Consider the following 20,916-nt stretch of genomic DNA (forward strand, 5'->3'; position numbering starts at 1 on the left):
CTTATTCCGTGCAACCCGGATAAATGGTGCAGACCTGGCCATCCGGCATGGTGAAAGTGCTGAAGTCGGTGTAGTTGCCGTAACAAAAGGCGTACTGATCCTCAGCGTTGTCGCCCATACAGCGTTTCCATCCATTTGGTACTTTGACCCATGTGTCGCCGATGGCAGGCTTTTCTTCCTTGGCCAACCTGACTTTCAATTCCATGGTCTTGCCCGGTAGTTGTTCAAGAGTGAAGGCAGAAAATGTCTTGCCCTGCTCTCGGGTTCCTTGGGCATTGGATGAGGAGCAATCAAGAATCTTGACGATACGGCGGTTGGTCCCCACTGTGCGGAACCACCATTCGCACTGGCTGTAAATGAAGCTTTCCCCAGCATCGTTGAAGGTGTTTTTGTACTGTTCTTCCAGCACATCACGAATGATCACCATGCCTTGATCACCGCTGATGTCTCCCCAGTCCTTGCCATACGCAGAGTTGATTTCCAGGGAGATTTTTCTGACCACTAACGGACACCCCTTAACAATCTTGCGAATCGTGATTTCGGCATCCGGTTTGTAGTCCGTGCGCCACTTGCTGTTGAACACCGGGGCAAGGTTGTCGCGTCTGTCGAGGGTGCAGGTATGGCCTTTCTCGGGTACGTAATAAACCGCTGCGACGTAGGCAAATCCCGGTGGCAGATCGGCAGTAAATTTGAAGGTGTTGGGCGGTTCGGTCCTGCAGCCTCCCAGTGCCGCGAAACAGCCGATCAGACCGAGGCTTTTGAGCTGAATCTTCATGAAGGCGTCTCCCCGTTCCAGTGCTTCGAAAGCTGGTAAACCCGATCAAAGTGGTCATCCGGTGTTTCGTCCGGTCGGGCTTGCCAATGGGGCGCGGGATTCGGCGTTTGCAGGCTGTGGATCAGCAGAAACTCCAGCCGCTCCGGTGTCAGCCAGCCCCAGGCTTCGGCCTGGGTCAGTCGTTCACGGAGCCAGATTTGCGGATCCTGAATACACGCCAGCGCGGAATAAGCCTTTACATGTTCGGCCAGCAGAAAGCGGTGGGCATTGGCCAGGCGAATCTCCATGGCTTGTTCGTCAGGCATCGGTAGTTGCAGCCACGGCGGCGTGTCCGGCACGGGGTAGCTGCCCGGCGCAGGGTTGTCGGTCATCTGCCAGTGCGAGCCCTGCCAATGGCAAACGCTGATCGCCGGCCCCAGATACGCCGGCAAAGCCTCGACCGGCAGATGCTCCAGCGCCCGGGTCAGCACCCGGTTGTCGTGAAAGCGGTACAGCGCCTGATGCGGACGGACGCCGACGATCAGCCGCTCCTGCCAGTGCCGGACCCAGCTCTTCAGCTCGCCTTTTCCCAGGCTGGCCAACCACCCCCAATGGCTCTCCGGTCTGTCGAGCAGGGCGTCGAGACGGCGGTCGTCGGGCTGGTCGAAGGTGAAGAGGAACGGGCCGGTGTCGGCCAGTTCGGCGACGGCGGTTTCGCCGTAGACGCTGGCGTATTGCTCGTAACGGCTGCTCTTCAGCCAGCGCTGGCGCATGTCGCGTTCGTTCTGCGAGTCGAGGACCAGGCACAGGAGGCAACCGGCGCGGTGTTGTTCGATCAGCCAGCGTCGTACAAGGGCGTCAGTCATGCGGCGGCCTCCGGGATCGGGCACGCACCTGTGCGGCAGGCTTCGCAGATCGGGCAGAAATCCGCGCCCAGGGTTTTGCTGGCGGCCATCAATGCCTGTTGTGAGGGCGCCACCAATGGCGGCAAAGGCGCAGGCGCCGACAGGTCTTCAATACCGTCGGGCTGCAACAGCGGGGCGCGCAGGAAGGGCGCGGGCACGCCGCCGATCAGCAAGTCGCTGCTGCCGAATAGGCCGCTGTGATCGAGGACAAAATGCTCGCCACCGACTTTCAGACTGATGCTTTTTCCCGCCTCCAGCACCAGATGTTCGCCCGCGCTGAGGCACAGCTGCCCGACGGTTTCGGTTGTCAGTGATTGACCGACCCGGGTGTGGCTGCTGGCGCCGACGTGCAGGTAGTCGCTGGCCTTGAGATGGGTCTTGCGATGACCGGTGACGAGGCGGTGTTCTTCCGCGTGCAGTGCGCTGAAACTGTTGCCCTTGATGGTTTCCCGGCGTTGGTTGCCGATGTCCAGATGACTGTCGTGCTCGACCTTCTGTCGCAGGTCGCGCTGGGCGCGCAGGTAAATCTGCTCCTGGCCTGCGCGGTCTTCGATCATCAGCTCGTTGAAGCCCGTGCTGCCCGGCGAACTGCGGGAACGAAACACACTGCGGGTCTTGTGCGCCGGCAACTCGTAGGGCAACGGGTTGGCGCTGTTCGCCAGGCAACCGCTGATCACCGGACGGTCGGGATCGCCGTGGAGAAAGGTCACCAGTACTTCCATGCCCACGCGTGGGACGATCACGCTGCCGTGGGCATTACCGGCCCAGCCCGAGGCCACCCGCAGCCAGCAACTGCTCTTGTCGTTGTGGCGGCCTTCGCGATCCCAGAAGAACTGCACCTTGACCCGGCCATACGGGTCGCAATGGATGTCTTCGCCTTCCGGGCCGGTGACCACCGCTGTCTGGGTCGAACCGATGCGGGGTTTGCGAAAGCGCAACGGCGGTCGATGGATCGCCTCCCAGGGCGTTGCCGTGAAGTGGTTGCGGTAGCCCTGGATGAAGTCCTTCTCGGGATCGGCTGACGCATGATCAGCGGTCTCTTCCAGCACTTGCGGTTGCTTTCCTTCATGGCGGATTTCGGTCAGCAGCCACAAGTCGTTGAATACCGGATCGGGATGTTCGGTCAGGGACAGAAAATGCCCCGACACCAGCGCCGGTTCATTGCTGTCACCTTCGCCCAGGCAACTATCGGCGCGGTGATGTTCCAGGGCTTGCCGGACCAGCCGCTTGCCGTGCTCGCGATCGAGGTAGCGTCCCGGGTATTCGTAAACCCCGGGATCGGGCTGGAGGTGCCGATCGGGATTGTAGGCATCCGCTTCCAGCAACATTCGCGCCTTTTTAAAGTCGTAGGCGCGGCTGGAGGTGTGGTTGGGTCGGGTTTCGAGCCGGTAGTCGAATCGCTGAATCACCGGCCTGTCGGCCACCATGGCGTTGTGCGGTTTAAAGTGTGTTGGCCGAGAGAGGCGGGGAAACACGGTCTGGTCGTCGCCAAAGACCAGCAGGTGTCGGTCGCGGCTGTGCCGGAAGTGGTAATGCACGCCGTCTTCCTGGCACAGGCGCTGGATGAAGTGCAGGTCGGACTCGTTGTACTGCACGCAATATTCACGATCCGGCAACGGGTGGCCGAGCTGGAACCGGTAGCGATCGGCGTGGATGCCATGCTCTTCGAGAATCTGCGCGATGATTCGCGCAACGCTCAGGTTCTGGAAAATCCGCTGATTGACGCGATGGCGCAGATTGGCCAGGCAAGGAGCGAGGGTCAGGCTGTATCGCGTCAACCGTTCGCCGATATTGCCTCGGCCGATGTGCTGGATCTGTCCGTGTATGCCGTGGCCGTGGTCATCGAAAGCAAGAAAGGCCTGTTGGTGCATCAGGCCTGCAAGATCGGCATCCGGTCTGGTGCCCACCAGCTCGACCTTGAAGGCAAACGGCTCGCTGATGGCTTCGCTGCCGCTGAAGGACAGCACTTGAAAATCGTGTTTAAAGTCGTCGGTCGTAAGGCGAAAGCGTGCGTTGGCATTGAACATCCGTTGTTCCTCGTCCTGTGACGGATTCGGAACAACGCTAACAAGGTGAGCCGGGAAATGATGTCGGACGTTTCCCAATAAAATCGGTTGAAGAGCCCGCCCTACAAGGCCTTGGCTTTGGTCCTACATCTTTTGCCTACAAGGTTTCGCGAAGATTCTGCTGGGGGTATCAGTTGAAGGAAATACAGAAATAGCCCAACTGCGGATCCCGCCCCATCGCCGGCACCCGTGACACGAAAATGTCCACCACCCGGCCGAACTCCGGCAACTCCAGTGCGCACAGGCCGTCGACAAACTCGGTCGGCTCCAGGCTGTTGAATTCGAGGCAGAAGGGCATGCGTTCGCTGTAGCGCATTTTCGCCGACGGGACTTCTTCAAGGTGAGCGAGTTGAATCGGCAACGCCGTGCCATCCGGCAGGTGCAGCGTGCGTTGTTGCCCCAGCAACGGCTGGAGATGTTCGATCTGAACCGATTGCAGCATGGTCTGACTCCAGAGAAAAAACGAAACGTCCGGGGGCTCGGGGCCCCCGGACGATTGCTCAGTTGCGCGACGGAAAGAGGCCGTTCAGGGCAACGCTGAAGTTGAGGACCAGGAAGGGGTTCATGATGCCCAGCGGCTGGCTGCCGCCGGTGGAGGAAATGTCGCCGGTGACGGTGGTGGTCACCCCTTTGAGTGGCACCGGCGTGGCGCCCTGGGCGTCGGAATAGATGTTCGCCGAGCCGGGGCCGCCGCCGGAGGCACCGATGTAGGAATTGGTGGCAGTCGGTACGGTCGCCGGATTGCTGGCGGGTACCGCCAGCGATAAGGCCGTGTTGGCGGTGAGACCGGTCATCGCGTGGGTGTGGTTGGGCATGTTGGCAATGGTGGCGGTGACGCTTTCTGTACCAGCCACCTGACCGATGACGCGCGGCGTCAGACCCAGACCGTTGCCCTGGGCCATTGGCACGCGACCTTGCAGGTTGGGCAACTGAAAGTTGGTCGTGCCGTTGCCGCCGTAGTAAGTGCCCAGCAACGCAAACAACGCGTTGTATTGCGCAATGGAAAGGATCTGTCCATTACACAGGGCCCAGCCACTGGGAGCGAAGTTGAAGGCGAACGGTTGAATCGTACCCATAAAGACTTCCATGGTTCCTCATCCTTCTGTTATGTGGTTGGCGCGCCGCGCGTTAGCCTGTGTTGCCGGGCAGGTCGAAACGTTTTACTGACGCCTTCCATTTGCGCGGGCAGGTCACGCCAAGCCGTAGCGTAGACCCGGATCGGCGGACTTGCCGGACGTCGTCGCGGCCGCGCGTCGGCTTCGGCTCTGGCCTACAGTGTGCGCAATGAATGGCGCTGTTTTTTACTCGGAATACCGTAAGGGAAGGTTGATGGAAGCGCGTCGAGAGACTCCGCTGGGGGATACCCAGGACCCGTTTGCCGCACCGAATGCCGGTGTCCGGCGTCTGCTGCGCTGGGTTCGCCAGCAGTGGCTGATACCGATTTTGCTGTTGGCGACAGCCGTGCGGTTTTATGACCTGACCGCCGCCGCGATCTGGGGCGACGAAGGCTCCAGCCTGCTGCTGGCGCGCTATACGCTGGGCGGTATCTGGGAGCACGCGGCGTTCGATGTGCATCCGCCGTTGTACTTCATGCTGCTGCACGGCTGGATCGGACTGTTTGGCGAAGGGATCCTGTCGATCCGCAGCCTCAGTGCCCTGGCCGGTATCGCCACGGTCGGCCTGGGCATGTGCCTGGTCGATCGCCTGGCGACCCGTCGCGCCGCGATCATCGCCGGGGTGCTGCTGGCGCTGCTGCCGACGGCGGTGCGCTACAGCCAGGAAGTGCGCATGTACTCGCTGCTCGGTCTGCTGCTGGTCGGGACCACCCTGGCGTTGATCTGCTGGGTCAGACGCCCGCAGCGCCGACGGTATCTGGTGATCTATGCGCTGCTGATGAGCGCCGCGTTGTACACCCACTACTTCGCGGTGCTGGCGGCGCTGAGCCACTGGCTGTACCTGGGGCTGATCCGCCTGTTGCCGGGTTATCGCCTGCGGCATATCCAGCGCAAGGACTGGTGGCTGGCCAATCTGGCCATTGTCGCGCTCTACCTGCCGTGGCTGCCGAACCTGCTCGATCTGACGCAACACATGGAAGAGCTCAAGGTCGGTGGCGATGTGGGCTGGGAAGACCCGGTGACCCTGTCCTCGCTGCCGTCGATGATCTGGCTGTGGCTGACCCAGAACGAGGGCGATCATCTTCCGCTGCTGCTGTTCTGCGGCATGCCGCTGGGGATGCTGGCGCTGGCGGGCGTGGCCGTCGCCCGTGACCGCAGCGTGAACCATGGCAGCGTGTTGCTGGCGCTCTATACCGGTGTGCCGTTGTTTCTGGTGTTCGCGGTGTCGTTCATCAGCCCGGTGTTCATCGAGCGCTATCTGACGGCCTATGCGTTGGGCCTGCCGATGCTGGCGGCGCTGGCCATCGACCGCCTGTACAGCCGCGTTCGCGTATTGGCGCTGGCGGTGCTGGTGGCGTTTGTCGGAATCGAAATGGTCGGGGTGAACACCAACGCCACGGTCGATCCGAATGACCAGTTCAACGTGATGGTCGATCACATCAACCACCACTTCGTCAGCGGCGACCGGATCGTCACCAGCGACATGCTCTGGTACCTGAGCTACGTCTACTACAACCGCACGGATGCGCAAATCCGCTTGTATACGCCGCCTGCCGCCGACGGGCGCTCGACGCGTCCGAACCACTACGGTTTCGGCACACTGGTGTCCGATGAGGTTTATCTGGATCGTCTCGCGGATCTGCCGAAGGACAGTTCCCGGGTCTGGCTGATCGGTGACCTGGACCCGGAAGTTGCGGACCCGTTCCTGCCTCTGCCCAAGACCTGGCAGTTGCGTGATCAGTCCAATGCTGGCGGGGCGAAAGCGCGACTTTTCGTTCTGGAAAAGGACGATCGTACCAACGGAGAATGACTTAAACGCTTCACCTTACTGTTCGCGATAAGAAATGGTCTAACAAGTCCGTTTTGCTCTATGTTGATGTCAAAACACTACTAGTCGAAAGGGTATTGTTGGACTACGCTCGTCGGACAAAAGGACTTACAAAGTAAGGTGAAGGGATTGCAGCAGTTCCACTTTATCTCCGGCTTGCCGCGCTCGGGCTCGACCCTCCTTTCTGCGATCCTTTTGCAGAATCCGCGCTTCCATGCCGGCATGACCAGCCCGGTCGGCGCACTGTTTTCCGGTGTCCTTGAACAATGCAGCGCCGGCAGCGAATTCGGCGCGGTGATCGACACCGACATGCGCCGTCGCCTGCTGCGCGGCCTGTTCGATTCCTACTACGCCGACAAGGCCGACAAACCGGTGGTGTTCGACACCAACCGGCAGTGGAGCTCGCGCCTGCCGGCCATCAGCGATCTGTTCCCCAAAGCCAAGGTCATCGCCTGCGTGCGCAACGTCGCCTGGGTGATGGACAGCCTGGAGCGGCTGTACCGCGCCAACCCCTACGAAAACACCAAGCTGTTCGGCGATGCCGTCGAGCGCAACACCGTCTACAGCCGCTGCGAAACCCTGGCCCAGCGCAACCGCCTGGTGGGATTCGCCTGGGCGGCGCTCAAGGAAGCCTATTACGGTGAGCACGCCGATTCGCTGCTGATCGTCGATTACGATTTGCTGACCCAGGCCCCGGAGCGCGTGCTGCGGCTGGTCTACGACTTCATCGGCGAGCCGTGGTTCGAGCACGATTTCGAGCACCTGGCCTATGACGCGCCGGAGTTCGACCAGGCCCTGGGTGTGGCCGGCCTGCACAAGGTCAAACCCAAGGTCGCCCTGCAGTCCCGGCGCACGATTCTGCCGCCGGACCTGTTCAAGCAATACGCCGATCTGTCCTTTTGGCTCGATGGCTCAGCCAGCGCTGCCAATGTGATTCGTATGAAGTCCGACGCCGCGATCAGTTGATCGCGGCGTTTTTCATTGATGCGTTTACAACTGTTCGAGTCCGGGTGAGCAACATGTGGTGGAGCAAGCAAAAGTCGCGGGTAACCGAGGGCCAACGGACGCTGGCTGCGCCGCTGATCATGTCGCTGGAACCGCGCATGCTGTTCGACGGCGCTGTCGCGGCCACCGTGGCCGATACCGCTGCGGCCCAGCCCGACAGCCATCCCACTGCCGATGCGGCCAAGGCGCCGACCGCCGATCATCCGGTGGCGAGCAAGGACACCCACGGCCAGGCCGATGCCACGCCGGCTGCCAGCCCTGTGGCGGTGCCGGGCCAGGCCGTGGTGTTCGTCGATGCCCGGGTCAAGGATGCCGACAGCCTGCTCAAAGGCGTCGCCCCCGGCACGCAAGTGGTCAAGCTCGATGCGAGCAAGGACGGCTTGCAGCAGATCGCCGATTACCTGGATCAGCATCAGGGCATCAGTACCGTGGAAATCATCGCCCACGGCAATGCCGGTGACCTGTGGTTGGGCAACAGCTATCTGTCAGCGGACAACGTCGCGCAGCGCAGCGCGGTGCTGGCGGAAATCGGCAAGGACATGAACGTCGGCGGCGACATCCTCATTTATGGCTGCTACACCGCCGAGGGTGACCGTGGCCTGAGCTTTGTCGATTCGCTGGCGCAACTGACCGGCCGCGACGTGGCGGCGTCGAACAACCGCACCGGTGTGGGCGGCGACTGGGATCTGGAGATCGCCACGGGCAAGATCGAGAGCGCCAACGTGTTGTCGGCCCTGTCGATGAGCGAATACCAGTGGGGCCTGGCCACCTGGACCGCCACCAACAACGCGAACACCGGGGTCGGCTCGCTGCGCGCAGCGCTGGCGTCGGCGCAAAACGGCGACATCGTGACCTTCAGCACCGGCATGACGGTGCAGCTCACCTCGGAATTGCTGATCAACAAGAACATCACGGTCGACGGCGACCTGAACAACGATGGCGTCGCCGACGTCACCCTCGACGGCCAGTACAAGACCCGGGTGGTGGAAATCACTTCCGGCAGCACCGTGACCCTCGACGGTCTGGTGATTACCCGGGGCCTGGTCTCGGGCAACGGTGGCAATGGCGGCTACGGCGCAACCGGGGCCATGGGCGGCGGGATTTTCAACGCCGGCATCCTCACGCTGAACAACGTTTCGGTCACTGGTAACGCGGCAGCGGGCGGTGGCGGCGGCGGGGGAGTCACGGGCGCCAACTACGGCGGCGGTGGTGGCGGTGGCGGTGGCCTCGGCGGTCAGGGTGGTGGTCATGGCGGTACCGCCGGGCCGGGCACCGGTACGCTGGGCGGCCAGGCCGGCAGCGGCGGTGTCGGCGGCTACGGCGGCGGCTACGACGCGACGCACATGGGCGGGCGCGGCGGTTCCACCATCGGCGGCGCCGGTGGTGTCGGCGTGTCCTATTACAGTAACGGCGGCAATGGCGGCACCGCCAACAACGGCACGATTGCCATTGGCGGCGGCGGTGGCGGCTCCGGCTGGGACAAGGTCGGCGGCGTCGGCGGCAACGCGGCCGGCGGCATTTACAACGCCTCCACCGGCACCCTGAAAATCGTCGGCACCTCGGTCATCAGCAACAACATCGGTGCGGGCGGCGGCGGTGGCGGCGGCAGTGGCCAGGGCAGCAACAACTTGAACGGCGGCGACGGCGGACGGGGTGTCGGCGCGATCTGGAACCAGGGCGGCACGGTACTGATCACGGCCTCCAACTTCAGCGCCATCAGCGGTAACGCGGCGGGCAGCGGCTCCGGTGGCTCAGAACTGGGTGGTGGCGTGACGGGCTCTGTGCCCTTGGCCTTCGCGGCGATCTACAACAACGGCGGCACCCTCAACACCGCTTATGTGGAGCCACCGACCGCCACCATCGTGATGTCCGATACCGCGCTGAAAATCGGCGAAACCTCGCTGGTGACCATCACCTTCAGCCGCGCGGTAACCGGCTTCACCAACGCCGACCTGACCATCGCCAACGGCACGCTGACATCGGTGAGCAGCAGCGACGGCGGCCTGACCTGGACCGCGACCTTCACCCCGACCAACAACATCACCGACGCCACCAACCTGATCACCCTCGACAACACCGGGGTGACCGCGATCAGCGACGGCGTGGCGGGCGTCGGCACGACCAGTTCCGTCAACTACGCGATCGATACCGCACGGCCAACCGTGACCATCGTGATGTCCGACACGGCGTTGAAGATCGGCGATACCTCGCTGGTGACCTTCACGTTCAGCGAAGCGGTGACCGGTTTCACCAACGCCGACCTGACCATCGCCAACGGCACGCTGAGCGCAGTCAGCAGCAGCGATGGCGGCATCACCTGGACCGGAACTTTCACCCCGACTGCGAGCATCACCGACACCACCAACCTGATCTCCCTGGACAACACCGGCATCGCCGACCTGGCCGGCAACGCCGGCAACGGCACCACGGATTCGCCCAACTACGTAATCGATACCGTGCGGCCGACCGCGACTATTGTCGTGGCCGACAGCAATCTGGCGGCAGGCGAAACCTCGCTGGTGACCATCACCTTCAGCGAAGCGGTCAGCGGCTTCACCACCGCCGACCTGACGGTGGCCAACGGCACCCTGACCGGCCTGAGCAGCAGCGACGGCGGCATCACCTGGACCGCCACGCTCACGCCGACCAACAACATTACCGACACCACCAACCTGGTCACCCTGGACAACACCGGGGTCGCCGATCTGGCCGGCAACGCCGGCAGCGGCACCACCAACTCCAACAACTATGCCATCGATACCGCGCGTCCGACCGCGACCATCGTGGTGGCCGACAACAATCTGAAGATCGGCGAAACCTCGCTGGTGACCATTACCTTCAGCGAAGCGGTGACCGGTTTCACCAACGCCGACCTGACGATCGCCAATGGCACGCTGACAGCGGTCAGCAGCAGCGACGGCGGCATCACCTGGACGGCCACGTTCACGCCGACCGCCAGCATCACTGACGCGACCAACCTGATCACCCTGAACAATACCGGCATCGCTGACCTGAACGGCAACACCGGCACCGGCACCACCGATTCGAACAATTACGCGATCGACACCCAGCGTCCGACCGCGACCATTGTCTTGTCCGATAACGCGCTGAAAATCGGCGAAACCTCGGTTGTGACCATCACCTTCAGCGAAGCAGTGACCGGTTTCACCAACGCCGACCTGACGATTGCCAACGGCACGCTGAGCGCGGTGAGCAGCAGCGACGGCGGTATCACCTGGACGGCGACGTTCACACCGACCAGCAACATCACCGATGCCACCAACGTCATCACCCTGGACCAGACCGGCGTCTCGGATCTGTCCGGCAACGCCGGCAGCGGCACTGTGGATTCCGGCAACTACGCCATCGACACCCAGCGTCCGACCGCCACCATCGTGGTTGCCGACAGCACCCTCACGGCCGGCGAAACGACGCTGGTGACTTTCACCTTCAGTGAAGCGGTGACCGGTTTCAGCAACGCCGACATCGTGGTTGCCAACGGCACCCTGACGGCAGTCAGCAGCAGCGACGGCGGCATCACCTGGACCGCGACCTTCACGCCGAACGTCGGCGTCAACGACGCCACCAACGTGATCGGGTTGGCCAACACCGGCATCACTGACCTGGCCGGCAACGCCGGCAGCGGCACGACCAACTCCAACAACTACACCATCGACACTGTGGTGCCGACGGCGACTATCATCATCTCCGACCCAAGCCTGAAAATCGGCGAAACCTCGCTGGTGACCATCACCTTCAGCGAAGCGGTGACCGGTTTCACCAATGCCGACCTGACCATCGCCAATGGCACGCTGACAGCGGTCAGCAGCAGCGACGGCGGCATCACCTGGACGGCAACGTTCACGCCGACCACCAACATTACCGACTCGACCAACCTGATCACCCTGGACAATTCCGGGGTTCAAAACCTGTCGGGCAATGCCGGCTTCGGCACCACCGATTCGAACAATTATTCGATCGATACCCAGCGTCCGACCGCCACCATCGTGGTTGCCGACACGGCACTGGGCGTCGGCCAGACCTCGCTGGTGACCATCACCTTCAGCGAAGCGGTGACCGGTTTCACTAACGCTGACCTGATCATCGCCAACGGTACACTGAGCGCAGTGAGCAGCAGCGATGGTGGCATCACCTGGACCGCCACGTTTACGCCGGCGGCAGGGATCACCGACACCACCAACGTCATCACCTTGGACAACACAGGCATCTCCGATCTGGCGGGTAACCTCGGCAGCGGCACCACCGACTCCAACAACTACGCCGTCGACAGCCAGCGGCCGACGGCGACCATTGTCATGACCGACAGTGACCTGCGCCCAGGCGAAACTTCGCTGGTGACCATCACCTTCAGCGAAGCCGTGACCGGATTCGACAATTCCGACCTGAGCGTCGCCAACGGCACTTTGAGCAACGTTTCGTCGAGCGACGGCGGCATCACCTGGACGGCCACGTTCACACCGAACATCGGCATCACCGACCTCACCAACCTGATTGTCCTGAACAACACCGGCATCACCGACCTGGCCGGCAACACCGGCACCGGCACCACCAGTTCGGCCAACTATCAGATCCAGACCCAGGTGCCGACCGCCACCATCGTGGTTGCCGACACGTCGCTCAGGGCCGGGGAAACCTCGCTGGTGACCATCACCTTCAGCGAAGCGGTGAGCGGTTTCGACAACAGTGACCTGACCATCGCCAACGGCACGCTGACCAACGTCAGCAGTGGTGACGGCGGTATCACCTGGACCGCGACGTTCATCCCGACCGCCAATGTCACCGACGCCACCAACCTGATCACCCTGAACAATGCCGGGGTGGCCAACCTGTCGGGCAACAGTGGCGTGGGTACCACCGATTCCAACAACTTCGCCATCGACACCGCGCTCCCGACCGCCACCATCGTGGTCGCCGACAATCGCCTGGGCATCGGTGAAACCACTACCGTGACCATTACCTTCAGCGAGGCGGTTAGCGGGTTCGATCTGTCGGACATCAGCGTCGCCAACGGTGCGCTGTCGAACCTGACCAGCAGCGACGGCGGTGTGACCTGGACGGCGACCCTGACACCGACTGCCGGCATCAACGACGCGACCAACCTGATCGTCCTCGACACCGCCGGCGTTCAGGATCTGGCCGGCAACGCCGGGGCGAGCATTGCCATCTCCAACAACTACATCCTCGATGCGACCCGGCCGACGGTGAACATCGTGGTCGCCAACCCGCATCTGGGCATCGGCCAGACCACCACGGTGACTTTCACCTTCAGCGAGGCGGTGAGCAATTTCGACCTGTCGGACCTGAGCGTGACCAACGGGGACCTGAGCAACCTGAGCAGCAGCGATGGCGGCAAGACCTGGACCGCAACCTTCACGCCGACCGCGAATGTCACCGACCCGAGCAACTTCATTGCCCTGGACACCAGCAACGTAACCGACCTGGCGGGCAACGCCGGCAGCACGGTGGCGGTGTCGAACAACTACGCCCTCGACAGTGAGCGGCCGACTGCCACGGTGGTGGTCGCCAATCCGAACCTGGGCGTCGGTCAGACCTCGCAGGTGATCATCACCTTCAATGAAGCGGTGACCGGTTTCGACCTGTCGGACCTCAGCGTGGCCAACGGCACCCTGTCCAACCTGAGCAGCAGCGACGGCGGCAAGACCTGGACCGCAACCCTGACGCCGAACGTCAACGTCAACAGCGCCAGCAACGCAATCAGCGTCAACAGTGCCGGGGTCAGCGATCTGTCGGGCAACAACGGCAGCGGGATCAGTCATTCCGGCAACTATGTGATCAACACGGTGCCGGCCGTGCCTCCGACCTCTCCGCTGGTGGTGGTATCGCCGGATCCGGAGTTCCGCATCGAAGTTCCGGTCGTTTTGCCGTCGCGGGTCGACGTGCCGCTGCAACCGACCATCTTTGCGCCACCCACCGGTGGCCTCGGTTCACCGCTGACCTTCCCGCCGCTGTTCGAGCAGCGGGTGATCGGCAATGGCATCCGTCCGCTGGGCGACATTTTCATCAACCACGGCGCGTTGAGCCCGAGCTTCATTGCTCAGGTATTCACCAGCAGCGACAGCGGCGGTGATGGTTCCGGCCATGGCTTCCTCGGTTTCGGTGGGGGTGATGGCGGGGTGTTCGGCATCAGCACGCTGTCGAGCCTGTTCAACCAGGACAGCGCCGCCGAGCGGGACTCACTGAACGCTTTCGACAGCCACTCGATCCGGGGCGGCGACGTGTCCCAAGGCCTGCGCGGTGTGTTCGGCGCGCCGACCCTGGGCCAGCAACTGCAAGAGATCAAGGATAGCGAGCAGCACCGGGTGGATAACCTGGCGGCGGCTCTGCAACAGGTCGGCATCAGCGAAATGCCGGCCTGACAACACACAACAACTCAATATGTGCGGGACCTAGGGGCGATCCAGGGATGAAGAAAAGTCAGAAACTGTTCGGCGCCAGCCTGCTGGCGCTGGCGATCAGCGGATGTGCAGTCACCAGTGAACCGATCGAACGCAGCGTCAGCGAACAACGGGCCAAATCTGACCTGCAGACCATGTACAAGGGCCAGGAACCGTTGCGCGGTCCGCTGACCCTGCACCAGGCCATGGCCCGCGCCGTGAAGTACAACCTCGAAGGTCGCTTGAAGATCATGGAGGAAGCGCTGGCCAAACGGCAGCTCGACCTCGCCAGTTTCGACATGCTGCCGCGCATGGCGCTGGACGCCGGCTACGTCGGGCGCAACAACGTCAGCGCCTCCAGCAGCCAGAGCGTACGCACCGGCACCCAGTCCCTGGAACCGTCGACCTCCCAGGACCGCGACCGCAACGTCGCTGACCTGACGATGGTCTGGAACGTCCTCGATTTCGGTGTCAGCTACATCAACGCCAAGCAGCAGGGCGACCAGCGTCTGATCGTGCAGGAACGTCGGCGCAAGGTGATCAACACCATCGTTCAGGACGTGCGCTCGGCCTATTGGCGGGCGATGGCGGCCGAGCGTCTGCTCAAGCAGATCGACAGCCTGATGGCGCGGGTTGACGCTGCCCGGCGCAACAGCGAAAGCATGAGCGAGCAGCGCATCGGCGATCCGGTGCAGTCCCTCGGCTACCAGCGTTCGCTGATCGAAGCCACCCGGCAACTGGAAGAGCAGCGCCGCGCGCTGTCACTGGCGAAGACCGAGCTGGCGACTCTGATCAACCTGCCGATGGGCACCAATCTGACCTTGGCCACCGACGATGGTTATCAGATCCCGGAACTCAAGGTCGATATCGCCAAACTGGAACAGGAAGCCCTGACCAGCCGCCCGGAACTGCGCGAGCAGGATTACCAGACCCGAATCAGCGCCGCCGAAACCCGCAAGGCCATGCTGCGCATGCTGCCGGGCCTGGAGTTTTCCGCCGGCGGGCATTACGACAGCAACTCGTTCCTGGTGAACGACCGCTGGGCCGATTACGGCGTGAAGGTGACCTGGAACCTGTTCAACGTGATCTCCGCCCCGGCCGCCATTGATGTGGCCAAGGCCGGCGAAGAAGTCGCCACCGCACGCCGTCAGGCCATGTCGATTGCGGTGCTGGCGCAGTTGTATGTGGCCAACGCCAACTATCAGGAGGCGCTGCGTCAGTTCAAGACCAACCAGCAACTGTCGGACATCGACGGGCAGATTGTCGGTCAGTTGCGCAACCGTCATCAGGCGGCGGGCATCGGCGAACTGGATCTGATCCAGGGTGAACTGAACAACCTCCAGGCGGACTTGCGCCGTGACCTGTCCTACGCCGATCTGCGCAATGCCTATGGCCAGATCTTCGCCAGTGCCGGCCTCGATCCGCTGCCGGATCAGGTGCAGTCGACCGAAGTGCAGTCGATCGCCACGGCGCTGGCCAACCGCGAAGCGGCGTGGGCGTCGGGTGATATTTCGGTGCCGGTGGCCCATGCCCCCGCGAAGTGACGTGCTGGCGCCGACCGCCAGCATCAGCCGTGCACAACGCGAGGCCCGTAATGGCCATCGCGGCACGGCCGTGTTGCTGACCGGTTTGCCGGCGGCGGGCAAATCGACCCTTGCTCAGGCGCTGCATGCCGAGCTCTTTGGGCGAGGCTTGCAAAGTGTGGTGCTCGACGGCGATGGCTTGCGCGTCGGGCTCAACCGCGACCTGGGATTCACCGATGCCGACCGGCTGGAAAACATCCGCCGCGCCAGTGAACTGGCGGCGCTGCTGGTGGAGAACGGGCAGATCGTGATTCTGGCGATGATCGCGCCGCTGGTGGAGTTGCGCGAGGTGTTCGCCCAACGCTTGGGCGACGACTATCGCGAAGTCTGGTGCAGCGCCGCGCTGGCGGTGTGCGAACAGCGTGATCCGAAAGGGCATTACGCCCGGGCGCGACGCGGTGAGCTTGCCGGGTTCACCGGCGTGTCGGCGCCTTACGAGCCGCCGGCTCAGGCGTCGCTGGTACTCGATACCGGAACGCTGACGGTCGAGGCTTGCCTTGATCGTTTGCTGACCTGGCTCGGCGAATCTGCGGTGTTGCCCAGGACATGAGCCGGCCGGCGTTTTCGCGACTGCCGGTGACGGTGGATCTGCCGCTGCTGTTACAGGCACTGGCGGCGATTGAAAACGATGCCTGGCGCGGGCATTTCAACACGGCCTATTTCGCCGGCGACTGGAGTGGCGTGGCGCTGATTTCCGCTGCCGATGCGTTAACCGAATTGTCCCCCGGCACCGCCGAACCGGTACAGCGTGCGCCTTGGTTGAATGACCACCGCTGGCAGCAGGGGCTGCAGGATCTGCCGCTGGAGATCGTCAGTGCGCGACTGCTGCGACTCGGGCCCGGCGGGCAGATTCATGAGCATCGTGATTACGATCTCGACGGGCCGGACGCCGACCTGCGGCTGCATATTCCATTGCTCAGTCCGCCCGCCGTGGATTTCTGGCTCGACGGATTACGTATGCCGATGTCGGCGGGCGAGTGCTGGTTTCTCGATCTTGCGCGACCGCATCGGGTCGACAATCGCGACAGCGCGGCACGCATTCATCTGGTCCTCGACTGCCGACCCGGCGCCTGGCTGGAGCAGATGATTGCCGACGGTTTGCCGAGTACGCCGCAGCCTGATGCCGAAGATTCGGCGTTGCAGCGGTTTCAGCGTTTGCTGATTGCGGATCCTGCGTTGTCGGCGACCTTGCAGGCGCTGCGCGATCCCGAAGCGTTCATCAGCCAGACACTGGCGCTGGCCGCCGAGCGCGGCTTGTCATTCTCCCGGGAAGAACTGCACGCGGCGATGCGCAACGGCCGCCGGTCATGGAACGAGCAATGGCGAGTCTGAATCTGCACGGCTGGCTGCCGATCCGCATCTGGAAAAGTGCCGGTCAATGGCAGGTGGACTGGTGCTGGTTTGGCGACACGCCGCTGCATCAGCCGTTTTTTCGGGAGGCGGTGGAGCAGGCGCTGCAGTTGCCGTTCAATCAGGCGTTTCGCCGGCAAACTCCGTTGTCGGCACTCACGGATTGGCAGGCGCTCAGCCCCGGCCTGGCGCCAAGCGCCTTCATCCTGCATGCCTCGCGTTGCGGATCGACGCTGATCAGCCAGATGCTCGCCCGCCTCGACGATCACATCGTAATCTCGGAACCACCGCCCCTCGATGCCTTGTTGCGCAGCGATCTGCCCGCCATCGAACGCCGTGTGGCCATTGCCGGGTTGCTCTCGGCCTACGGTCAGCGCCGGCGCGGGATGGAGCAACGATTGGTGATCAAGCTCGACGCCTGGAACATCGGCGAGTGGCCTCTGCTTCACGAGTGCTTCCCTGATACGCCGTGGTTGTTTGTCTATCGCGACCCACTGGAAATCGCCGTTTCACATCTGCGTCGCCCGGGCATGCACATGGTGCCCGGCCTGCTTGGCGAGTGCGTGCTGGACGACGACCTGCCATTCGAGGGGCGCGAAGATTTCATCGCCCGCAGGCTCGGACGTCTGCTGGAGGCGGCGCGCTTGCACTGCGCTGATTTCGGCGGACTGGCGGTCAATTACAACGAGTTGCCCGAGGCGATGACGGGACGTCTGGCGCGGTTTTTTCAGCTGAATGCCGAGCAGTGCGAACAGGCGCTGACAGCTTCGGCACAACATGCGAAACAGCCGTCACAGGCGTTTGTCGCCGATGGCGAAAGCAAACGCCGCGAAGCTTCCCCGCTGTTGCAGGCGCGAGTGGAACGTTGTGCGCGAGCACCTTACGAAGCGCTGGAACGCTTGCGCGCACTCACGACTTGGCCGACAGATCCGCCATCCCCTTGAGCAATTCGATCGGCAACGGGAAGACGATGGTCGAGCTCTTGTCGCCGGCAATCGAACTCAGGGTCTGCATGTAGCGCAATTGCATGGCGCCAGGCTGGCGGCCAAGCATTTCGGCGGCCTGCATGAGCTTTTCCGAAGCCTGCAATTCGCCTTCGGCGTGGATCACCTTGGCGCGCCGTTCCCGCTCGGCTTCGGCCTGTCTGGCGATGGCACGGACCATCGATTCGTTGAGGTCGACGTGTTTGATCTCGACATTGGCGACCTTGATGCCCCAGGCGTCGGTCTGGGCATCGAGCACTTGCTGGATGTCGATGTTCAACTGTTCACGCTCGGCCAGCAGTTCGTCCAGTTCATGCTTGCCGAGTACCGCGCGCAGGGTGGTCTGGGCCAGTTGGCTGGTGGCCACCAGGAAGTCTTCGACCTGGATGATCGCTTTCTGCGGATCGAGCACCCGGAAATACAGCACCGCGTTGACCTTGACCGAGACGTTGTCGCGGGTGATCACGTCCTGCGGCGGCACATCGAGGACGATGGTGCGCAGATCGACCCGGACCATTTGCTGCACCACCGGAATCAACAGGATCAGCCCCGGCCCCTTGACCTGCCAGAAGCGCCCGAGCTGGAACACCACGCCGCGTTCGTATTCACGCAGGATGCGGAACGTCGAGCCGGCCAGGGCAATGAGCAACAGCAGCAGCGCGACAAAACCGATTTGCAGACCCATGATCACTCTCCGAGCGGTGCCGCGTCAGCCGCGGCCACTTGCAGCAACAAGCCCTTGCGCCCGACCACCCGCACCGGTTGCCCGGCGTGCAGCGGCGTGGCACTCGACACTTGCCAGCGTTCTCCTTGCAATTGCACCCAGCCATTGCGGGTGTCGGGCGACTCCACGACGGTCACGGCCGTCACGCTGCCAACGAGGCCGGCGTCGCCGCTGACCGGGTGTCGCGGCCGTGTCTTCAGGGCACGAACCAGCAACGCGATCAGCAGCAGCGCGCTGACCAGCCCGAGGCCGATCATCATCGGCACCGGCAGCTCGGCGTTACTCAGGATCAGCGCGCCGATCACGAACATGACAATGCCGCCCAGGCCAATCACGCCGTAATTGGGCAGCGCGGCTTCGGCGATCAGGAACGCGATGCCCAGGGTGATCAGCCACAGGCCGATGGGATCGACGGCGTGCAACGGGATGTCCGCAGCCAGGGACGATCCGCTCAGCAGCATCAACAGGACAAACGCACAGCGACGGATGTTCACGTGACCCTCCGGGAGAGTCATGGGGTTCTCTTATCAGTCTAGTTGAGCCTGCGGTCGGAGGAATTCTGATCAGTTCCAGCGTCGCCAGTGGGCGGATTTACCTTCATTCGCGGCTTGCCCGACTAGACTTTCCAGAACAGGAACAACGTTCATCATCGCTCGCCGCGCATTGCCCGGCGGGCACCGAGGTGCATCATGCGTATGGCAAGAAAAGTGCAAAGCAGCCTGACCCGGGCGCAATGCCAATACGACGTCGTCTCCCATCCGCACTCGAGCAGCAGCCTGGAAACGGCGCGGGTTTCGGGGATTCCGGCGGAGCGGGTGGCCAAGTCGGTGATCCTCGACGACCACCACGGGCATTACCTGATGGCCGTGCTGCCCGCCAGCCGCCATCTGGACCTGAGCAAAGTGCGCACCAGCGGCGAGTGGCAGATCACCCGCGAAAGTACCCTGGCGCATCTGTTCGATGATTGCGAACGCGGCGCGGTGCCGCCGCTGGGCGATTCCTATGGCCTGGACATGGTCATCGACCCGCTCGTGACCCGGCAGAAAGATATTTACCTGGAGGCCGGCAACCACAACAACCTGCTGCACATGAGCATGCCCGAGTTCCTGAAAATGGTGCCGCATGCCCAGGTGCGGGAGTTGAGTCAGTAGGTTTTTCAGCGTCTGTGCCGACGCCGATTGCGAGCAGGCTCGCTCCCACAGGTTCTGCAATGAATCTGTGGGAATGTGGTTTGCTCGCGAAATGTTTTTATCCACTGAATCTTCGAAGGAGCAGAACAATGGAAAATCCAACACACAGCCTCCCGTCCCTGTTCAAACAACTGGGCCTGCCCAACGACCCGGTCAGCATCGACCAGTTCATCGCCGCCCATTCCCCGCTCAAGCCCGAACTGCACCTGTGCGACGCGTTTTTCTGGACCAAGAGCCAGGCGGATTTCCTGCGGGACGAGATTCTTGACGATGCGGATTGGGCGGAAGTGGTGGATCAACTGGATGTGATGTTGAGGAAGGGGCGGGCGGGGTAGCAGTCATCGTGGTAACGGCCATAATCGAGCGGTATGGACCAATGCCAGAATCCAGGCTGCATCGTGTTCCAATTGATATACGAGCCGATAGCTTTGGTGTGGAATGACTTCTCGCGTGCCGGCAATGATACCGACTGGGCCAATTTCCGGATTCTGAGAAATTCGGGAAACCGCTTCGCTGAAGCGGTTATCCATATCTACAGCGGCTTTTGGGTTTACGGAGTGAAGATAATCCCAAATTTTTTCACGATCCTTTTTGGCGGTTTTCGTCCAGATAATCCTCATTCTTGATTGTCTGCCCGCCTGCGCCTTGCGGCGAATTCTGCTTCTACTTCTTCATTCGACAAGCCATCCCCGTCGCGTATGGCGGCTCGTGCGATATCTACCTTTCGCTGCAGAAACGCCTCGTACTCGCGAGCCTCACGTTGAGTCTGGACAAAGTGGCGCATCATTTCTCGAACGATTTGCGAGGCGGGGCGATGCGTTGCTTCAGCTTCGGCCATGAATTGCTCACGCAACTCCGGCTCCAGCTTCATTGTGAAAACGGCTTGTTTTGACATGCGAAACTCCTCAAAAAGAGATTTTGTACTGAAAAGGTATATACATCGTAAGTTCCATAAATGGAACCAAGTGATCGCTATAGCGACCAGCGGATGTTTTTG

18 protein-coding genes are annotated in these 20,916 nt (G+C 62.3%); 9 read left to right on the plus strand and 9 right to left on the minus strand.

Translation table 11 applies throughout. The features are described from left to right. Position 1: 1 nt before the first annotated feature. From IF189_RS00795 to IF189_RS00815, 5 genes are all read right to left on the minus strand, one after another. The gene (locus IF189_RS00795) at positions 2-775 is read right to left on the minus strand and encodes a hypothetical protein (protein ID WP_134825074.1); all 774 of its coding nucleotides are present in this window, start codon (positions 773-775) and stop codon (positions 2-4) included. Further along, the gene (locus IF189_RS00800; protein ID WP_134825075.1) at positions 772-1,620 is read right to left on the minus strand and encodes a DUF4123 domain-containing protein; all 849 of its coding nucleotides are present in this window, start codon (positions 1,618-1,620) and stop codon (positions 772-774) included. The genes IF189_RS00795 and IF189_RS00800 overlap by 4 nt, the downstream gene beginning before the upstream one ends. Beyond that, positions 1,617-3,686 carry a type VI secretion system tip protein VgrG gene (locus IF189_RS00805; protein ID WP_192552673.1) on the minus strand — a complete coding sequence of 690 codons (2,070 nt, stop codon included), beginning with the start codon at positions 3,684-3,686 and terminating at the stop codon, positions 1,617-1,619. Before IF189_RS00805 ends, IF189_RS00800 begins: the two co-directional genes overlap by 4 nt. A 169-nt stretch (positions 3,687-3,855) precedes the next feature. Beyond that, positions 3,856-4,167, minus strand: coding sequence for a DUF6916 family protein (locus tag IF189_RS00810; protein ID WP_192552674.1), 312 nt, complete (start codon positions 4,165-4,167; stop codon positions 3,856-3,858). A gap of 58 nt (positions 4,168-4,225) precedes the next feature. Then, entirely contained in the window at positions 4,226-4,813 is a 588-nt protein-coding gene (locus IF189_RS00815) for a phage tail protein (RefSeq protein WP_085733413.1), read from the minus strand. 241 nt (positions 4,814-5,054) lie between these two features. On the opposite strand from IF189_RS00815, the gene IF189_RS00820 reads away from it, so the two are divergent. The 7 genes from IF189_RS00820 to IF189_RS00850 all read left to right on the plus strand — a co-directional run bounded on the left by IF189_RS00820 (position 5,055) and on the right by IF189_RS00850 (position 17,966). Further along, a complete protein-coding gene (locus tag IF189_RS00820; protein ID WP_134825077.1) occupies positions 5,055-6,650 on the plus strand; it encodes a glycosyltransferase family 39 protein in 1,596 nt (531 codons plus the stop codon). A 138-nt stretch (positions 6,651-6,788) separates the two neighbouring features. After that, the gene (locus IF189_RS00825; protein ID WP_085712623.1) at positions 6,789-7,634 is read left to right on the plus strand and encodes a sulfotransferase family protein; all 846 of its coding nucleotides are present in this window, start codon (positions 6,789-6,791) and stop codon (positions 7,632-7,634) included. 53 nt (positions 7,635-7,687) lie between these two features. Continuing rightward, positions 7,688-14,071, plus strand: coding sequence for an Ig-like domain-containing protein (locus tag IF189_RS00830; protein WP_192552675.1), 6,384 nt, complete (start codon positions 7,688-7,690; stop codon positions 14,069-14,071). Positions 14,072-14,118: 47 nt separating this feature from the next. Further along, complete coding sequence (locus IF189_RS00835; protein WP_134825080.1) at positions 14,119-15,633, plus strand: TolC family protein; 1,515 nt, start codon at positions 14,119-14,121, stop codon at positions 15,631-15,633. Then, positions 15,617-16,222, plus strand: a complete 606-nt coding sequence (gene cysC, locus IF189_RS00840) for an adenylyl-sulfate kinase (RefSeq protein WP_192552676.1) — start codon at positions 15,617-15,619, stop codon at positions 16,220-16,222. The genes IF189_RS00835 and cysC overlap by 17 nt, the downstream gene beginning before the upstream one ends. Continuing rightward, positions 16,219-17,004 carry an aspartyl/asparaginyl beta-hydroxylase domain-containing protein gene (locus IF189_RS00845; protein WP_192552677.1) on the plus strand — a complete coding sequence of 262 codons (786 nt, stop codon included), beginning with the start codon at positions 16,219-16,221 and terminating at the stop codon, positions 17,002-17,004. The genes cysC and IF189_RS00845 overlap by 4 nt, the downstream gene beginning before the upstream one ends. Further along, a complete protein-coding gene (locus IF189_RS00850) occupies positions 16,992-17,966 on the plus strand; it encodes a sulfotransferase family protein (RefSeq protein ID WP_192552678.1) in 975 nt (324 codons plus the stop codon). Before IF189_RS00845 ends, IF189_RS00850 begins: the two co-directional genes overlap by 13 nt. On the opposite strand, the gene IF189_RS00855 is transcribed toward IF189_RS00850, so the two are convergent. After that, on the minus strand, positions 17,932-18,690 hold the full coding sequence (locus IF189_RS00855) for a slipin family protein (protein WP_114880952.1): 759 nt from the start codon (positions 18,688-18,690) through the stop codon (positions 17,932-17,934). The two genes, IF189_RS00850 and IF189_RS00855, sit on opposite strands and share 35 nt — an antisense overlap. 2 nt (positions 18,691-18,692) lie before the next feature. Then, entirely contained in the window at positions 18,693-19,244 is a 552-nt protein-coding gene (locus IF189_RS00860; RefSeq protein WP_167748719.1) for an NfeD family protein, read from the minus strand. 174 nt (positions 19,245-19,418) lie between these two features. Between IF189_RS00860 and IF189_RS00865 the strand changes: the two genes are divergently transcribed. Beyond that, positions 19,419-19,880: an aminoacyl-tRNA deacylase gene (locus IF189_RS00865; RefSeq protein ID WP_085712631.1), complete on the plus strand. Its 462-nt coding sequence runs from the start codon at positions 19,419-19,421 to the stop codon at positions 19,878-19,880. Positions 19,881-20,008: 128 nt separating this feature from the next. Beyond that, on the plus strand, positions 20,009-20,254 hold the full coding sequence (locus IF189_RS00870) for a DUF2789 domain-containing protein (RefSeq protein WP_065257452.1): 246 nt from the start codon (positions 20,009-20,011) through the stop codon (positions 20,252-20,254). Between the two features lie 3 nt (positions 20,255-20,257). Here the strand turns inward: IF189_RS00870 and IF189_RS00875 are convergent, their stop codons facing one another. Both IF189_RS00875 and IF189_RS00880 read right to left on the minus strand, forming a co-directional pair. After that, a complete protein-coding gene (locus IF189_RS00875; RefSeq protein WP_096821842.1) occupies positions 20,258-20,539 on the minus strand; it encodes a type II toxin-antitoxin system RelE/ParE family toxin in 282 nt (93 codons plus the stop codon). Next, positions 20,536-20,814: a hypothetical protein gene (locus IF189_RS00880; RefSeq protein WP_007957667.1), complete on the minus strand. Its 279-nt coding sequence runs from the start codon at positions 20,812-20,814 to the stop codon at positions 20,536-20,538. Before IF189_RS00880 ends, IF189_RS00875 begins: the two co-directional genes overlap by 4 nt. Positions 20,815-20,916 lie beyond the last annotated feature (102 nt).

This window comes from Pseudomonas sp. IzPS59 (genome assembly GCF_014863505.1).
Classification (GTDB): domain Bacteria; phylum Pseudomonadota; class Gammaproteobacteria; order Pseudomonadales; family Pseudomonadaceae; genus Aquipseudomonas; species Aquipseudomonas kribbensis.